The organism is Clostridium sp. BSD9I1 (genome assembly GCF_900185645.1).
Lineage (GTDB): Bacteria > Bacillota > Clostridia > Clostridiales > Clostridiaceae > Clostridium_AK.
The window spans coordinates 138,106-153,562 of record NZ_FYAM01000025.1 but is presented as its reverse complement, the minus strand read 5'-3'; the positions used below and the strand labels follow the sequence as shown (position 1 = coordinate 153,562).

Annotated in this window: 11 protein-coding genes, 3 tRNA genes and 1 other annotated feature; all 14 genes read right to left on the bottom strand. The window is 31.5% G+C overall.

Going from position 1 to position 15,457, the window contains the following annotated elements; genetic code table 11:
* Positions 1-411 precede the first annotated feature (411 nt).
* The 14 genes from murD to BSD9I1_RS16240 all read right to left on the bottom strand — a co-directional run bounded on the left by murD (position 412) and on the right by BSD9I1_RS16240 (position 15,452).
* A complete protein-coding gene (murD, locus tag BSD9I1_RS16305; RefSeq protein WP_186431212.1) occupies positions 412-1,788 on the bottom strand; it encodes a UDP-N-acetylmuramoyl-L-alanine--D-glutamate ligase in 1,377 nt (458 codons plus the stop codon).
* Positions 1,789-2,197: 409 nt separating this feature from the next.
* Positions 2,198-3,589: a glycine--tRNA ligase gene (locus BSD9I1_RS16300; protein ID WP_035311622.1), complete on the bottom strand. Its 1,392-nt coding sequence runs from the start codon at positions 3,587-3,589 to the stop codon at positions 2,198-2,200.
* A 43-nt stretch (positions 3,590-3,632) separates the two neighbouring features.
* Positions 3,633-3,800 (bottom strand) — a binding site (T-box leader).
* Between the two features lie 64 nt (positions 3,801-3,864).
* A tRNA-Asn gene (locus BSD9I1_RS16295) sits at positions 3,865-3,939 on the bottom strand.
* Positions 3,940-4,150: 211 nt separating this feature from the next.
* Entirely contained in the window at positions 4,151-5,662 is a 1,512-nt protein-coding gene (gene lysS / locus BSD9I1_RS16290) for a lysine--tRNA ligase (protein ID WP_035311623.1), read from the bottom strand.
* 15 nt (positions 5,663-5,677) lie between these two features.
* The gene (greA, locus tag BSD9I1_RS16285; protein WP_035311624.1) at positions 5,678-6,160 is read right to left on the bottom strand and encodes a transcription elongation factor GreA; all 483 of its coding nucleotides are present in this window, start codon (positions 6,158-6,160) and stop codon (positions 5,678-5,680) included.
* A gap of 153 nt (positions 6,161-6,313) precedes the next feature.
* A complete protein-coding gene (gene dusB, locus BSD9I1_RS16280; protein ID WP_186431211.1) occupies positions 6,314-7,288 on the bottom strand; it encodes a tRNA dihydrouridine synthase DusB in 975 nt (324 codons plus the stop codon).
* A complete protein-coding gene (locus BSD9I1_RS16275) occupies positions 7,279-8,076 on the bottom strand; it encodes a type III pantothenate kinase (protein WP_186431210.1) in 798 nt (265 codons plus the stop codon). Before BSD9I1_RS16275 ends, dusB begins: the two co-directional genes overlap by 10 nt.
* Positions 8,077-8,217: 141 nt before the next feature.
* Positions 8,218-8,601, bottom strand: a complete 384-nt coding sequence (locus tag BSD9I1_RS16270) for a thioesterase family protein (protein ID WP_035311627.1) — start codon at positions 8,599-8,601, stop codon at positions 8,218-8,220.
* Between the two features lie 114 nt (positions 8,602-8,715).
* Positions 8,716-10,524: an ATP-dependent zinc metalloprotease FtsH gene (gene ftsH, locus BSD9I1_RS16265; RefSeq protein WP_035311628.1), complete on the bottom strand. Its 1,809-nt coding sequence runs from the start codon at positions 10,522-10,524 to the stop codon at positions 8,716-8,718.
* Between the two features lie 79 nt (positions 10,525-10,603).
* Complete coding sequence (gene hpt / locus BSD9I1_RS16260) at positions 10,604-11,140, bottom strand: hypoxanthine phosphoribosyltransferase (protein ID WP_186431221.1); 537 nt, start codon at positions 11,138-11,140, stop codon at positions 10,604-10,606.
* A gap of 2 nt (positions 11,141-11,142) precedes the next feature.
* Complete coding sequence (tilS, locus tag BSD9I1_RS16255; protein WP_186431209.1) at positions 11,143-12,534, bottom strand: tRNA lysidine(34) synthetase TilS; 1,392 nt, start codon at positions 12,532-12,534, stop codon at positions 11,143-11,145.
* A gap of 105 nt (positions 12,535-12,639) precedes the next feature.
* Positions 12,640-15,024 carry a stage II sporulation protein E gene (spoIIE, locus tag BSD9I1_RS16250; RefSeq protein WP_186431208.1) on the bottom strand — a complete coding sequence of 795 codons (2,385 nt, stop codon included), beginning with the start codon at positions 15,022-15,024 and terminating at the stop codon, positions 12,640-12,642.
* Between the two features lie 265 nt (positions 15,025-15,289).
* A tRNA-Met gene (locus BSD9I1_RS16245) sits at positions 15,290-15,366 on the bottom strand.
* A 10-nt stretch (positions 15,367-15,376) separates the two neighbouring features.
* A tRNA-Met gene (locus BSD9I1_RS16240) sits at positions 15,377-15,452 on the bottom strand.
* Between the last annotated feature and the right edge of the window lie 5 nt (positions 15,453-15,457).

Below are 15,457 nucleotides of genomic sequence, written 5' to 3'. Positions count from 1 at the left end.
TCTCAATTTAAAAGTTTAATCTGTTTCGCTCATCGCGTTTCTTAACATTTAACTGTTAAGTAATTGACTGGTTTCTATTCTCTGTTCAATTTTCAAAGACCCTGTCGCTCCAAGCGACTTTTATATAGTAACATTTCTGTTTCTTCTTGTCAACAACTTTTTAAAATCTTTTTTTAAATCTTTGCCGACTTATTTGTCGTTTGTTTTGACGACATGTGTTATTGTATCATACTTGTCCAACGCTATGTCATATCCATGGTTTATCATACCTAATTATCCATTAAAACCTCATAATTCCTCATCTTTTCTCTATTTTTAATGTATAGACACATCCGAGTCTGTTGAAGGTGATTTAACCTGTTATCATATAAAAAAGCCAGCATCTCGCTGACTTTCTTAAGAACTCATTAATTATAATCCGTTTATTATTTCTTTAAACTTATTTCCTCTAACCTCAAAATTAGGGAACATATCAAAACTTGCACAAGCCGGAGACAAAGTTACAATATCTCCTTCCTTGGCTTCATCCCTTGAAACCTTTATGGCTTCTTCAAAAGATTCTACCATTATAATTCGAAGTGGCATATTGTTTTTCTCTATAACCTTTTGAAATGCTTCCTTTATTTTATTTTTGGTCACTCCTAATAGTATTAGTGTTTTTATATATGGATATCCTTCTTCCGCTAAAATATCAAAAGATATCTTTTTATCATATCCACCAGCTATCAATATTACAGGTCTTCCAAAGGCTTTCAAACCCGCTAGTGTTCTAGTTGGGCTAGATGCTATTGAATCATTATAATATTCAACTCCATTTAACTCCCTTATAAACTCCATTCTATGTTCTACACCTGCAAATGTAGTAGCTACCTTTTTCATAGTTTCTAACGATACATCTTCATAGACACAACAAAATGCTGCTAATAGATTTTCTATATTATGCATACCCTTCAACTTCACTTCATTTTTAAAGCATACTTCTTTTCCCATAACATAGAGTTTATCATTATAGTAATATGCTCCTTTATCTACTTTATCCCTTATACTAAAAAGAAAAACCCTACCCTTTGCTTCATTTACCATATCTCTAGTAATGCTGTTATCTCTATTTAAAACCAATAAATTATCATTTGTTTGATTTAAGTATATATTTTTCTTTGCATTTATATATTCTTCCATACCATTATGCATATCTAAATGATTAGGTGACAAATTTGTTATAAGCGCTACTTCCATATTCTCATGAATAGTCATAAGTTGAAAGCTTGATAATTCTAAAACTACTCTATCTTCTTTACTAATTTCTTCTATCTTAGAAAACAAAGGAGTTCCTATATTTCCTCCCACCCATGTTTTATAGCCTTGTTCACTTAACATTTTATATATTAGTGTTGTAGTAGTAGTCTTTCCATCACTTCCTGTAACCCCATATATTTTTCCAGGGCAATATTTTATAAACTCTTCCATTTCCGACGTTATATATGCACCCTCACGCTTAGCATCTAATAGTTCAGGGCTATCTATTCGCATAGATGGAGTTTTAAATATAACTTCATATCCTTTAAGCTTTGTTAAATAATCTTTTCCAACAACTAATTTTACTCCCTTTGTCTTTAAACTTTCTACTATTTCTCCAAGCTCAGCTTCGCTTTTCTTATCAAAAGCTGTTACCTTAGCATTCAATTTTACTAATAAATCTATTAATGGTCTATTACTTACACCTATCCCTACTACAGCAGTTTCTTTTCCTTCTATAAATTTCTTAAACTCATCAAATTGTCTATTCATTATTTACCTCCATGCATAATTTCTATATTAAATTATATCACTTTTCTTCTTCTATAATTATATGTCCCTAAGCAATTCAATGTCAAAATATATACAAATTTATATAAAATTCATCAGCAATTCATGTCGAAATTGTAAGAAAATACTTAATTTAAAGACTTTATTATCAGGTATTGCAAAATTATATATATATGCTATACTAATATTGTGCCGTAAGGAAACATTAATATAATTCCCCAAGTTTTAATTGAACATATAACATATCCCCATGATTAAACCCTATAATTGCCGGAGTTATTCCGGCACTTTTTTTATTTAATTTTATATATGGTTTTTTATTATATCAATATAAATCAAAAGCTACGACAAATGTCGCAGCTTTTTTTGATTTATATATTAAAATTATATATTAAAATTTAACTTTTTCTGAAATAAAGTTAATCAACTCATCAACTTTTATTCTATGCTGTTCCATCGTATCTCTATCTCTTATTGTAACAGTATTATCTTCTAAAGTATCATAATCTATAGTTATACAATATGGAGTTCCTATTTCATCTTCTCTTCTATATCTCTTTCCTATACTTCCTGCTTCATCATAATCTACATTAAACTCTTTTCTTAACATATCATAGATCTCTGTAGATTTATCGGATAATTTCTTTGTTAATGGTAATATTGCAGCTTTAAAAGGAGCTAGTGCCGGATGTAAATGTAGTACTGTTCTCTTATCTCCGCCTTCTAGTTCTTCTTCATCATAAGCATCTACAAGAAATGCTAGTGCAACTCTATCTGCACCTAAAGAAGGTTCTATGCAATAAGGAACATATTTTTCATTAGTGGTTGGATCTAAATAAGTTAAATCTTCTCCCGAATGCTTCATGTGCTGTTTCAAATCATAGTCAGTTCTATCAGCAACTCCCCATAACTCTCCCCAGCCAAATGGGAATAAGTATTCTATATCAGAAGTTGCATTGCTATAAAATGAAAGCTCTTCAGCAGAATGATCTCTCATTCTTAGGTTTTCCTTATTCATACCTAAGTTTAATAGGAAATTCCAGCAATAATCCTTCCAATATTTAAACCATTCCAAGTCCGTTCCTGGCTCGCAGAAGAATTCTAACTCCATCTGCTCAAATTCACGAGTTCTAAATGTAAAATTACCTGGAGTAATTTCATTTCTAAAGGACTTACCTATTTGGGCAATTCCAAAAGGCACCTTCTTTCTAGAAGTTCTAAGCACACTTTTAAAGTTTACAAATATACCTTGAGCTGTTTCTGGCCTTAGGTATATTTCTGATTTAGCATCATCAGTTACTCCTTGAAATGTCTTAAACATAAGATTAAACTTTCTTATATCTGTGAAATTCTTTTCGCCACACTTAGGACATACTATATTATGCTTATCTATATATTCTTTTAACTCTTCATTAGTCCATCCATCTGCACTGGCTACTTCCGCGCCTTGCTCTGTCATATGGTCTTCTATTATCTTATCCGCTCTAAATCTTGCTTTACATTCCTTACAATCCATTAACGGATCAGAAAATCCACCAACATGGCCTGAAGCTACCCATACTTCTCTATTCATTAATATAGCTGCATCCAATCCTACATTATACGGGCTTTCTTGAACAAATTTTCTCCACCAAGCCTTTTTTACATTATTTTTAAATTCCACTCCCAAAGGACCATAATCCCAAGAATTTGCAAGACCTCCATAAATATCTGAGCCAGGAAAAACAAATCCCCTATTTTTACACAACGCTACAACCTTATCCATGGTTTTTTCAATAGCCATATATATTCCTCCTTTAATTTAAAATATAAAAAAGACTCTACCATAAAGGGACGAAAGTTTCTCTTCCGCGGTTCCACCCTTTTTGGCACAGCCCTGCTTTTCTAATCCTTACACTCCAAAGCTCCATTCATAATAAAACCTTAACTACTCACACCAACCATAGTCTCTCTTTAAAAACTTTATTACTACTCATCTTTTTCATTGTGCATTATTAAATTACTATATATTTTATCAGATGCATATAATTTGTCAATGCATTTCCCAAAAAATAAAAATGGCTCCGCGAAAAGGATTCGAACCTTCAACCTATCGGTTAACAGCCGAGTGCTCCACCGTTGAGCTATCGCGGAATATCATTTGATATTATTATAACATATTTTTTATTAATTTCAACCACTTTTATAAAATTTTTCATAAAATTATGGGAAATCACGAAATAATTTAAACAAGAAACATATGATAACAAAATTAATATAAAAAGCCTATTAAATAAACTTTCTATATTAATTTTTGCTTATCATATATTATTTATCATTAATAAAAACCACTTTATAATTTTTACTACTGATTGTTCATTGGTTTCATAGTTGGAAATAGTATAACATCCCTTATAGATGCAGAATTTGTTAAGAACATAGTCATTCTATCTATACCTATTCCAAGCCCACCAGTTGGAGGCATACCTATTTCTAGAGAATTTATAAAGTCATCATCCATCATGTAAGCTTCATCATCTCCTAGTTCTCTTTCCTTAAGCTGTTGAACAAATCTTTCCTTTTGAACTATAGGATCATTTAACTCTGAATATGCATTACATACTTCTCTTCCATATATAAATCCTTCAAATCTTTCAGTAAATGCTTCATTTCCTCTCTTTTTCTTAGTAAGAGGAGAGTTTTCCACTGGATAATCCAATACAAAAGTAGGCTGTATTAGCTTAGTTTCACAAAACTCCTCAAATAACGCTATAAGAACATCTCCCTTAGTGCACTCACTAAGATTCTTCTTAAACTCTAGGTGCTTTTCTTTTGCAATAGCTCTTGCTTCTTCATCATCTTTAATAGCATTATAATCAATGCCAGCATATTCCTTTACTGCATCTACCATAGTAACTCTTCTCCATGGTGGAGTAAAATCTATTTCTGTTTCTTCATACATTACCTTTGTAGTGCCAAGAACCTTTTCACATACATAAGCCATCATATTTTCAGTAATTTCCATCATATCATTATAATCTGCAAACGCTTCATATAACTCTATCATTGTAAACTCTGGGTTATGTCTTACACTTATTCCTTCATTTCTAAAGTTCTTACCCATTTCATATACCTTTTCAAATCCACCTACTATAAGTCTCTTTAAGTAAAGCTCTGTAGCTATTCTTAAGTACATATCTATATTTAAGGCATTATGATGAGTATTAAATGGTTTTGCTGCAGCTCCTCCAGCTATAGGTGAAAGTACAGGAGTTTCAACTTCTAAATATCCTCTGTTATCCAAAAACTCTCTTATAGCTCTTATAATAGCTGTTCTTTTCATAAAAGTATCTCTAACATCTTGATTTATAATTAAATCTACATATCTTTGTCTATATCTTAAATCAGGATCTTTAAGACCATGCCACTTTTCTGGAAGCGGTTTTAAAGACTTTCCAATTAACTGAAAATCCAATATGTGTACAGATACTTCTCCTGTTTTTGTTTTAAATACAGTACCTTTTATGGAAACCCAATCACCTATATCAAAAGTCTTATACTCTTTTAACTTTTCTTCACCAACATCATTTATCTTTATATATAATTGAAGTTTACCATATCTATCATGAATATCAGAAAATCCAGCTTTTCCATGAACTCTCTTAGACATCAATCTTCCTGCTACAGTAACTTCTTTTCCCTCTAACTCTTCATAATTTTCCTTAACTTCATTTGATGTATGAGTTCTTTCTACCTTATATACATCAAAAGGATCCTTACCTGCAGCTTGAAGATCAAAAAACTTTTGTCTTCTTTCTTGAATGAGCTGATTAAACTCTTGTTCCTCATTTACTAAATTCTTTTGTTCATTTGACATTTTTTCATTCCTCCATTAACTTCTTCTTACTGACAAGACCTCGAACTTATTTACACCATCAGGAACAGCAACCTCTACCATATCTCCTGGCTTTTTGCCAATTAAAGCCCTACCTACAGGAGACTCATTGGAAATCTTGTTTTCTAGCGGATCTGCTTCTGCTGAACCTACTATAATATATTCTACTTCTTCATCAAATTCAAAATCCTTAACCTTTACTATAGTACCTACATTAACAGTATCTGATGGCACTTCACTTTCATCTATAATACTAGCATTCTTTAGCATATTTTCAAGTTGCATTATTCTTCCTTCAACAAAAGCTTGTTCATTTTTAGCTTCATCATATTCGGAATTCTCACTTAGATCCCCAAAGGAAATGGCTACTTTTATTTTTTCAGTTATCTCTTTTCTTTTTACAGTTTTTAAATACTCTAATTCTTCTTCTAACTTTCTAACACCCTCATAAGTCATTATATACTTCTTTGAATCGCTCATTTTATTCTCCCCTTTAATTTTGCTAAATGCTTTTTTATATATTATTATGATTATACCTAATTTATGCAAAATATATGTAATTCTGTCACTTATCCAATCATTTAAGTAATTATAAAACAGCATTAAATCAATGTCAACTTTTATCCAATGACTTTATTCTATTCTCAACTCTTCTTTATATTGAAGTAATATATCCAATACCCTTTGTGATTCCTTCTCGTTATTTATCATATTTTTTATGTTAGTACAGTTTTTTAATCCCTTTATATACCAAGATACATGCTTTCTCATTTCCCTTACTGCCTTATGTTCCCCATGATAGTAAATTGCCCTTTTAAAATGTTCAACACACATATCTATTATCTCGGAAGATGTAGGATACGTTACTTTTTCTCCACAAATTTTTTGTTTAACCTGTCTAAATATCCATGGATTTCCCAAAGCACCTCTTCCTATCATTATGCCATCACAACAAGTTTCTTCTTTAATTCTTAAAGCGTCTTCCGCAGTAAATATATCTCCATTTCCTATCACTGGAATGGAAACCGCTCTTTTTACTTCCCTTATTATATCCCAATCTGCTTTTCCTTCATACATCTGCTCTTTTGTTCTACCATGAACCGTTATAGCATCTATTCCCGCCGCCTCAAGTTCCTTTGCAAACTCCACAGCATTTATACTATTCTTATCAAATCCTTTTCTAAACTTAGCAGTAACAGGCTTATTGGTTTTATCTTTTATAGCCCTAATAATAGATGCTGCTAGTTTGGGATCTTTCATAAGAGCTGAACCATCTCCATTTTTCACTATTTTAGGAGCTGGGCACCCCATATTTATATCTATAAGGCATATATCATCATTTTGATTAAAATATTCCTCACATATATCTGCCATTATATTTGCTTCGTGTCCAAATATTTGTACAGCAATTGGCAGTTCTTTTTCATCGAATCTAAGCATTTCCTTTGTATTTTCACTTTCATAATAAAGCGCTTTTGCACTTATCATTTCAGTATATATAAGTCCCGAGCCCATATCTTTACATAATCCCCTAAAGGCAATGTCTGTAACCCCTGCCAAAGGTGCTAAAAAAACACTATCTTCAAAACTTAAATTTCCTATTTGCATGAAGAAATTAGCTCCTTATTTTTTTCGTATATTAATCTTAATCCTTCTAGGGTTAGAAATGGGTCTATTTCATCTATACATTTTGTTTCCTCACTTATTAGCTTAGCTAATCCGCCAGTTGCAATTACGTACGGATTTTGCTCTCCAATTTCAGTCATTTCTTTTCTCATTTTCTCAACTATATATTCTACTAATCCACTGTATCCATATATTATTCCAGCCTGCATACTTGTTATAGTAGTCTTAGATATTACGGATGGTGGTTTTACTAATTCAACTCTAGGGAGTTTTGCTGCCCTTTGAAATAATGCTTCTGAAGATATCTTTATACCCGGACATATGGTTCCCCCTAAATAGTTTCCTGATGCAGTTAGTGCACAAAATGTTGTAGCCGTACCAAAATCTATTATTATAGCAGGTCTATTAAATCTTTCATGAACTGCTACCGCATTTACTATTCTATCCGCTCCCACTTCCTTAGGATTATCGTACTTTATATTAATTCCTGTCTTCACCCCAGGCCCTACAATTATAGGTTTTATTTTAAAATACTTCTGTATCATATGTTCTACAGAATACATGATATTAGGGACTACAGAGGAAATTATAACTCCTTCCACATCAGAAATATCTAAATTATTTTGCACAAATAATTGTATAACTTGTATTCCATATTCATCTGCTGTTCTTATAGAATCGGTGGACAATCTCCAGTCTGCAATTAGCTCTTTTCCTTCATAAAGACCTAATACCATATTAGTATTACCGGCATCTAGAACTAAAATCAAAGTTAATCACCACTTTCTTAAAATTCATAATGTATTATGTGTATATTGTGTAGTTATTGACGTTTACATACACACAATTATAAGTTAAAAAAGAGCATCTGTAAATTATAAAGTCCAGATACTCCACGGCTTTAACAATAATTACTTCAACTTTTTCATAAAATCAATACTATCTACTATATACCTTATATGTATTCCTTCGCCTATTTTATTTCTTTCGTCCCATGCAGTAACCTTAAAAAATAACTTTTTTCCTTCTATTTTATCAAGCACTGCCTCACATTTAACCCTCATATCTTTTGGAGTAGCCCTTATATGATCCACATCTACCTTTATCCCCACTGTTGTAAGTTCAGAGTTCAAATGTAACCCCACCGAACTCTTTGCCGTACTTTCCATTAGTGCAATCATCGCTGGTGTAGCAAATACAGGCAAGTCCCCAGAGCCATAAAAAATTGCAGTATCTCTATCTGTAACTGTTATTTCGGCAACTGCACTTATGCCTTCCCTTAAATTAAAATCCACTTTATCATCCCGCTTCTGTATAAAATTTTATAACAACAAAATTATTATATCACTAAACCCAAATACTTGGTAAATAATTTAAAAAAACAGAGGTAATAAACCTCTGTTTAATCATTAATTATTATTGAATATTTCTTCAAATTCATTTGCTTCAAGTTTTTCTCTTTCTAATAGAGCTTTAGCTACAGCATGAAGCTTACTTATATTTTCTCTAAGCAATGTTTCAGCTTTATTATATCCACCATCTATAAGCTCTTTTATTTCCTGGTCAATCTTAAAAGCAACTTCTTCACTATAATTCTTAGCTTTACCTATATCTCTTCCCAAGAACACTTCATCATGACCACTTCCAAAAGCTATAGGTCCTAGTTTTTCACTCATACCATAGTCCATAACCATCTTTCTAGCTATGGTACTTGCCCTATCTATATCGTTTTTAGCTCCAGTGCTTATATCCCCTATTATGAGCTTTTCAGCTACTCTTCCACCAAGCAAGCCTACTATCTCATCTAAAAGCTTTGATTTTGACATATATGAACTATCCTTTTCAGGAAGATGCATAGTATATCCACCAGCCATTCCTCTAGGAACTATACTGATTTGATGAACAGGATCTGCATGAGGTAAAAGTTTCATAACCACAGCATGACCTGCCTCATGATATGCAGTAAGTCTTCTGTCATCCTCATCAATTACTCTGCTTTTCTTTTCTGGTCCAGCTATTACTCTTGTAACAGCTTCCTCTAGCTCATCCATACCTATTTCTTTTTTATTTTGTCTAACTGCTAAAAGTGCAGCTTCATTCATTAAGTTTTCTAAATCTGCTCCTGTAAATCCTGGAGTTCTTTTTGCAAGAACATCTAGTTTTACTTCATCTGCAAGAGGTTTGTTTTTTACATGTACTTTTAATATTTCTTCTCTTCCCTTTACATCTGGAGCACCTACTACAATTTGCCTATCAAATCTTCCAGGTCTTAATAACGCAGGGTCTAATATATCAGGTCTATTAGTAGCTGCTATCATTATAATACCTTCATTAACTCCAAAACCATCCATCTCTACTAGTAGTTGATTAAGAGTTTGCTCTCTTTCATCATGTCCCCCACCGAGACCTGCACCTCTTTGCCTACCCACAGCATCTATTTCATCTATAAAAATAATACAAGGTGAATTCTTTTTCGCTTGATCAAATAAGTCTCTTACTCTAGAAGCTCCTACACCTACAAACATTTCTACGAAATCTGAACCTGAAATACTAAAGAAAGGAACTCCAGCTTCACCTGCAATAGCTTTAGCTAGTAATGTCTTTCCTGTTCCAGGAGGTCCTACAAGCAGAACTCCTTTAGGTATTCGCGCTCCCATTTCTATATATCTTTTAGGTTGCTTTAAGAAATCAACTATTTCAGCAAGCTCTGCCTTTTCTTCATCTGCCCCCGCCACATCATTAAATGTAACCTTTTTTCTATCTGGTGCAGCCATCTTAGCCCGGCTCTTACCAAAATTCATTACGCTTCTATTGCCTCCACCACCTTGTGATTGTTGCATAAACATGAACCAAAACACTACAAACATAAGTATTACCAAGGCAGTAGGTAGCCAATTTAGCCACATAGGTGTTCTAGCTGGAAGTGCATATTTTTCTATCACTTCACCGTTTTTATCATGTGTACTCACAAATTCATTAAGTCTTTCAAACGGAACTATAGTTTCATACTGAGTACCATTTTTTAAGTTACCCACAACTGTCATTTTATCTTCTTTAACTTCAAAACTTTTTATTTCATTGTTGATCCAGTGCTTTTGGAATTGATTAAAATTAATTGCTGTTGAACTCTCATTAGTTCTCGCCAAGAATAGCGCAGCAAAGATGACCATTATAAAAACTATAACCCAGGCCGTTGCACTTGAAAACTTTTTATTCATTCCTGGCCCCCCTCTCTTTGTTGTTATATTGTAAAATTGTATCATATCAAATATTTATTTACAATAATATTAGTAGTAATTATTTATAAATTTCTTCCTTTAATATTCCTATAAAAGGAAGATTACGATATTTCTCTGCATAATCTAATCCATACCCAACTAAGAAGAAATCCGGAACTTCAAACCCCATATACTTTGCATTTATTTCAACTCTTCTTCTCTCAGATTTATTTAAAAGACAAGCTATTTCTATACTAGATGCTCCTCTTCCCTTTAGATAATCTACCAGATATCTCAAGGTAATTCCTGAATCAATTATATCTTCTATTAACAGGACATCTTTTCCTTCTATTTCAAAGTCTAAATCCTTTAAAATTCTCACAACACCTGAAGTACTTGTAGAATTACCATAGCTAGAAACAGCCATAAAATCCATAATGCACGGTACTGTTATTTCTTTCATTAAATCAGCCATAAATGGAACTGAACCTTTTAATACTCCTATAAGCATTAAATTCTTATCCTGATAATCCTCACTGATATCTCTACCTAATTCTCTTATCCTTCCCTTAAGCTTTTCCTCACTATAAAGTATTTCTTGAATGTCTTCTCTCATATTTACCACTTTTCTTCCTCACTTTCTAGTTTTATTTTAAGTATTTTATTTGTAGTTTTATCTACTTTAAATTTATCACTTATTCTATAACCTACAATCCATGCTATTTCTTCCCCAACACATATAATAGGTATATCGTCTCTTATAGATTTAGGTACTTTTAAATCCATAAATATATCCTTTAATTTTTTAGTACCTTTCATACCTAAAGGTTGAAATTTATCTCCTTCTTTTCTATATCTAAAACTTATATTACCATTAATCTTTTGATAATCGAAGTATTGTTCCAATGAGTTCTCTCTTACTCTTTCAAGAAACTTTTTATCTAATATACTTGCTTCAATATTAAACTTACCTATTTTGTTCTTTTCATTAAGATGTATTTCGTAAATTCCTAAGTCCCTTTCTATTTCATTTTTATCTTCTTTACTTAATATTATTTCTCCATAATTGTTTAAAGCTCTTATACCTCCAGGAAGTTCAATTTCCTTTCCAGTATTTCCTCTTTGCAGCGATATTACATACTCTACATGTACCCTTTCAAAGTTAACAAGATTTCCTTTAACCACTTCAACTGCTTTTCTAATCATTCTACTAATCAATGCCTTATGTTCATTAAATGCTTCACTTTTAATTTTAACTTTATTTGGAGTCATAATGCAATATTTTCCAAAAAATTCTTTAGACTTTTTTTCCATGAAGTCATTGTCAACTTTTATATTTTCTCCAAGTCTGTTAACTACCTCTATTATATGCGAATTAAAATTTTCTTTTATATAAGGAATTAATTCCAATCTAACTTTATTTCTACTATATATATTTTGAAGATTTGTTTTATCTATTCTTGTATTAATATTGTTTTTATCACAATAATTTTCTATCTCATCTCTAGTAATCTTTATTAAAGGTCTTATGTATATCCCATCCCTAACAGGTTTTATGCCCTCAAGTCCTTCAAGTCCAGTTCCCCTTATTATCCTCATAAGTATGGTTTCACATTGGTCATTAGCATTATGAGCTATGGCTATTTTATTTGCATCTAGTTTGGTTAAAAGTTCTTGAAAAAAAGAATATCTCGCTTCTCTTCCAGCCATTTCTGAAGATATTCCCCATGCATTAGATAGTTCATCAATATTAACTCTTTTCGAGTAAAATTCAATATTATTCTTCTCGCAAAATCTCTTCACGTATTCTTCGTCTTCATCGGCATCTTTTCCTCGAAGTCCATGATTTAAATGAGCAGCTACAATCTCTATAAAATATGTATTCCTCAAAGTATTTAAAATATGTAAAAGGCACATAGAATCTGGTCCCCCAGAAACACCTACGATTATTTTATCTCCTTTATTAAACATTGCATTTTCCTTAATAGTTTCTATTATCTTTTGTAACATTTTTAACCCTTCCTTAAAAAACTAATATGGATAATTATATCATAAATAAAAAATTAAAAACTAGAATCCCTACAATATAATAAAGGATTCTAGTTTTTAATCAATTTAATATAAATTATAAACCTTAGAAACCACAACAGTCATGTCATCCTTTATTTTGCCCTTACTTAATTCCTTTGCTCTTTTTATGATATTATTAGAAAGTATCTCGGGATCATTTGTATTGTCCTTACTTAAATATTCTACTAACCAATCTGACTTACCCGCTTCTTCATTATCATAATCAAGCACTCCATCACTAACCATTATTATCATATCACCATTTTTAACTTGTTTTTTTATTATTTCTGTATCTACCTTTTCTAACACACCAATAGGAAGACTCTTACAATCCATTGTTTCAATTTTATTCTCCGATTTGATTAAAGTTGCTGCTGCTCCTACCTTTATAAATTCAGCTTCACCTGTATATAAATCTATAGTATTTAAATCTACAGTAGAGAACTTTTCATCCTGGGAAAAATTAATAGTCATAAGTGAGTTTATTGTATTTATAGCCGTTAGTTTATTAAATCCAAGTTTTACAAACTTATTTATCAAATCTACTGCTGCAGAACTTTCCTTTCCTGCTTGAGGACCTGAACCCATTCCATCACTTATCATAGTCAAATAAGTTCCATTATTAACCTTTTGATATAAATAACTATCTCCATTATGTTTTTCTCCGTCTTTACACAATCTAGATACATATGAAGCAACATGAAACTTAGGAGTTTCTTCTAATGTAAAGTTACACGTATTATCCTTAGGATTTATATTGCATCCATCATCGCTTACGCTCATAATCTTACCAGTAATTGAGTTAATTAGAGGTAAAATATCTTTAACACATTTCTGAGTTCCTCCGCAAGCATCCATAGTCATATTTACGAGCACTCTTCCATCATTATCATTGTAACAAAAAACATCCTTAAATTTAATGTGATTTTTATTTAAAACCCTTGTTATATCATTTTCCATATACTTGTTAAATTGCGTACTTGAATCTATTTCTTCAACTATTTCATTTACAGCAACTGAAATATTTCCGATTTGATTAGATAAGAACTCCCTGCACTCTGCCAATCTCTTTCTCCACATTTCGTTCACGATATAACTTTTTACTATTTCTTCAGTATTTTTTATAAGAAGTGATCTTTTTATACATTTTCTTTCTATTTCATAAGGTACTTTTTCTCTTTTATTTTGATAATTATCTATTAACTCTACAAATGCTGAGTAGGTGTAGAAACTTTCCCTTTTCCAGCACATAGATTTCATATTACAATTACTGCATACTCTATCTGCTAAATTCTCTACTAAAGCACTACTCTTTACCTTCATTTGAAGTTTATCATTATCTGCAAGCCCTGCCAAAGTAGTAGACATGTCCATTAACAATCCAGAGAAGTCTGTTAACTTTGAGTTGAAAATTTCCTTAGTTTTGCTTATATAATTTTCCTTTAGGTTTTCCTGTTTTCTTTCCCAATCTAATTCTAATTCTAATCTATTATAAATTTTTGATGGTATAACATAAAATACTGCTAAGGAAATTAAAGCTTCTTGAAATTGAAACTGAATTCCTATATCAGAATATAATTTTAGTATTAAAAATACTACCATATAAGGTATTCCACTTGCTATTTTGCCCATCTGTTTAAAAACCCCTGCAGTAAGTCCACATAATCCACACATACCAGTAAATGCAACCATATTATTAGTTGAAAGACCTATTATAGTACCTATCGCAATTCCACAAGAAGCTCCTGCACTGCTACCTTTTACATAACCTACTACTAATATAAAAGAAAGAGCTAGTATATTTCTTAAGGATACACCATAAATATTAATACCCCAGGTTCCTGATATAATAAGTGAAGCTGTTACAGCCATACTTATTATTTCTTCACTATTGTAAAGATGTTTAGTTTTTAATTCTTTTATGCATACAATAGAAAACTTCATAATATAATATATTGGAAAGAGAATTGCTGTTTGAATTATAGCATTTAAAAGAGCAATGGAACTAGTAATGTTAAGAATAACTTTACCGTATAATGCAACATTAAAAAATAGCAATATAAAGGCAATAATTATCTTCTTATCTGATTTTATCTTATTAGATATGTAGCTTAGCATTGTTATTACAATTATACTACATAGATAAACTCCTATGTCCTTTACATTATTATATATAGATAGATATCCAACTAGCGTCCCTAGCGCAGACAATAAAAATATATTCTTATTTTCCAAAATAAAGCATAATAAAAATGCAATTCCAAAAGGTGCCATTGAATTAACCATAAGCACTCTACTTATAAAAAAAGCTGCAATAAAATATACAACTAACTTTAAAGAAGTTGAATAATGAAACGCCTTTCTATTATTTGTATCCTTATTAGATTTTTTGATTCTTTCATACGGAAATATATTTACCCCATACTGCATTATTCCCACCACCCTATATTTTTTCTCAAATTTATTATACCAAAGGCTTCTGGAATTAATTGTCATAAGGTGATAGGTAATTCTAGCTTTTTTAGGACATTTATCTGCTTTATTTATTGAAAAAAAGTCTTATGTGTATTTTTCTTCAATACTTTTACACTTTCTCGCATACAAATATATAAAATAAATATTTTTATGTAAAAATATGGTATTAAAATATTGTAAAAAATAAAACAACCTATAAGTTATAACTTATAGGTTGTTTTGGTAGCGGAAATAGGACTTGAACCTACGACACTTCGGGTATGAACCGAATGCTCTAGCCAGCTGAGCTATTCCGCCATATAAAATTTGGTTGCGGGGGCAGGACTTGAACCTACGACCTTCGGGTTATGAGCCCGACGAGCTGCCAACTGCTCCACCCCGCGATATT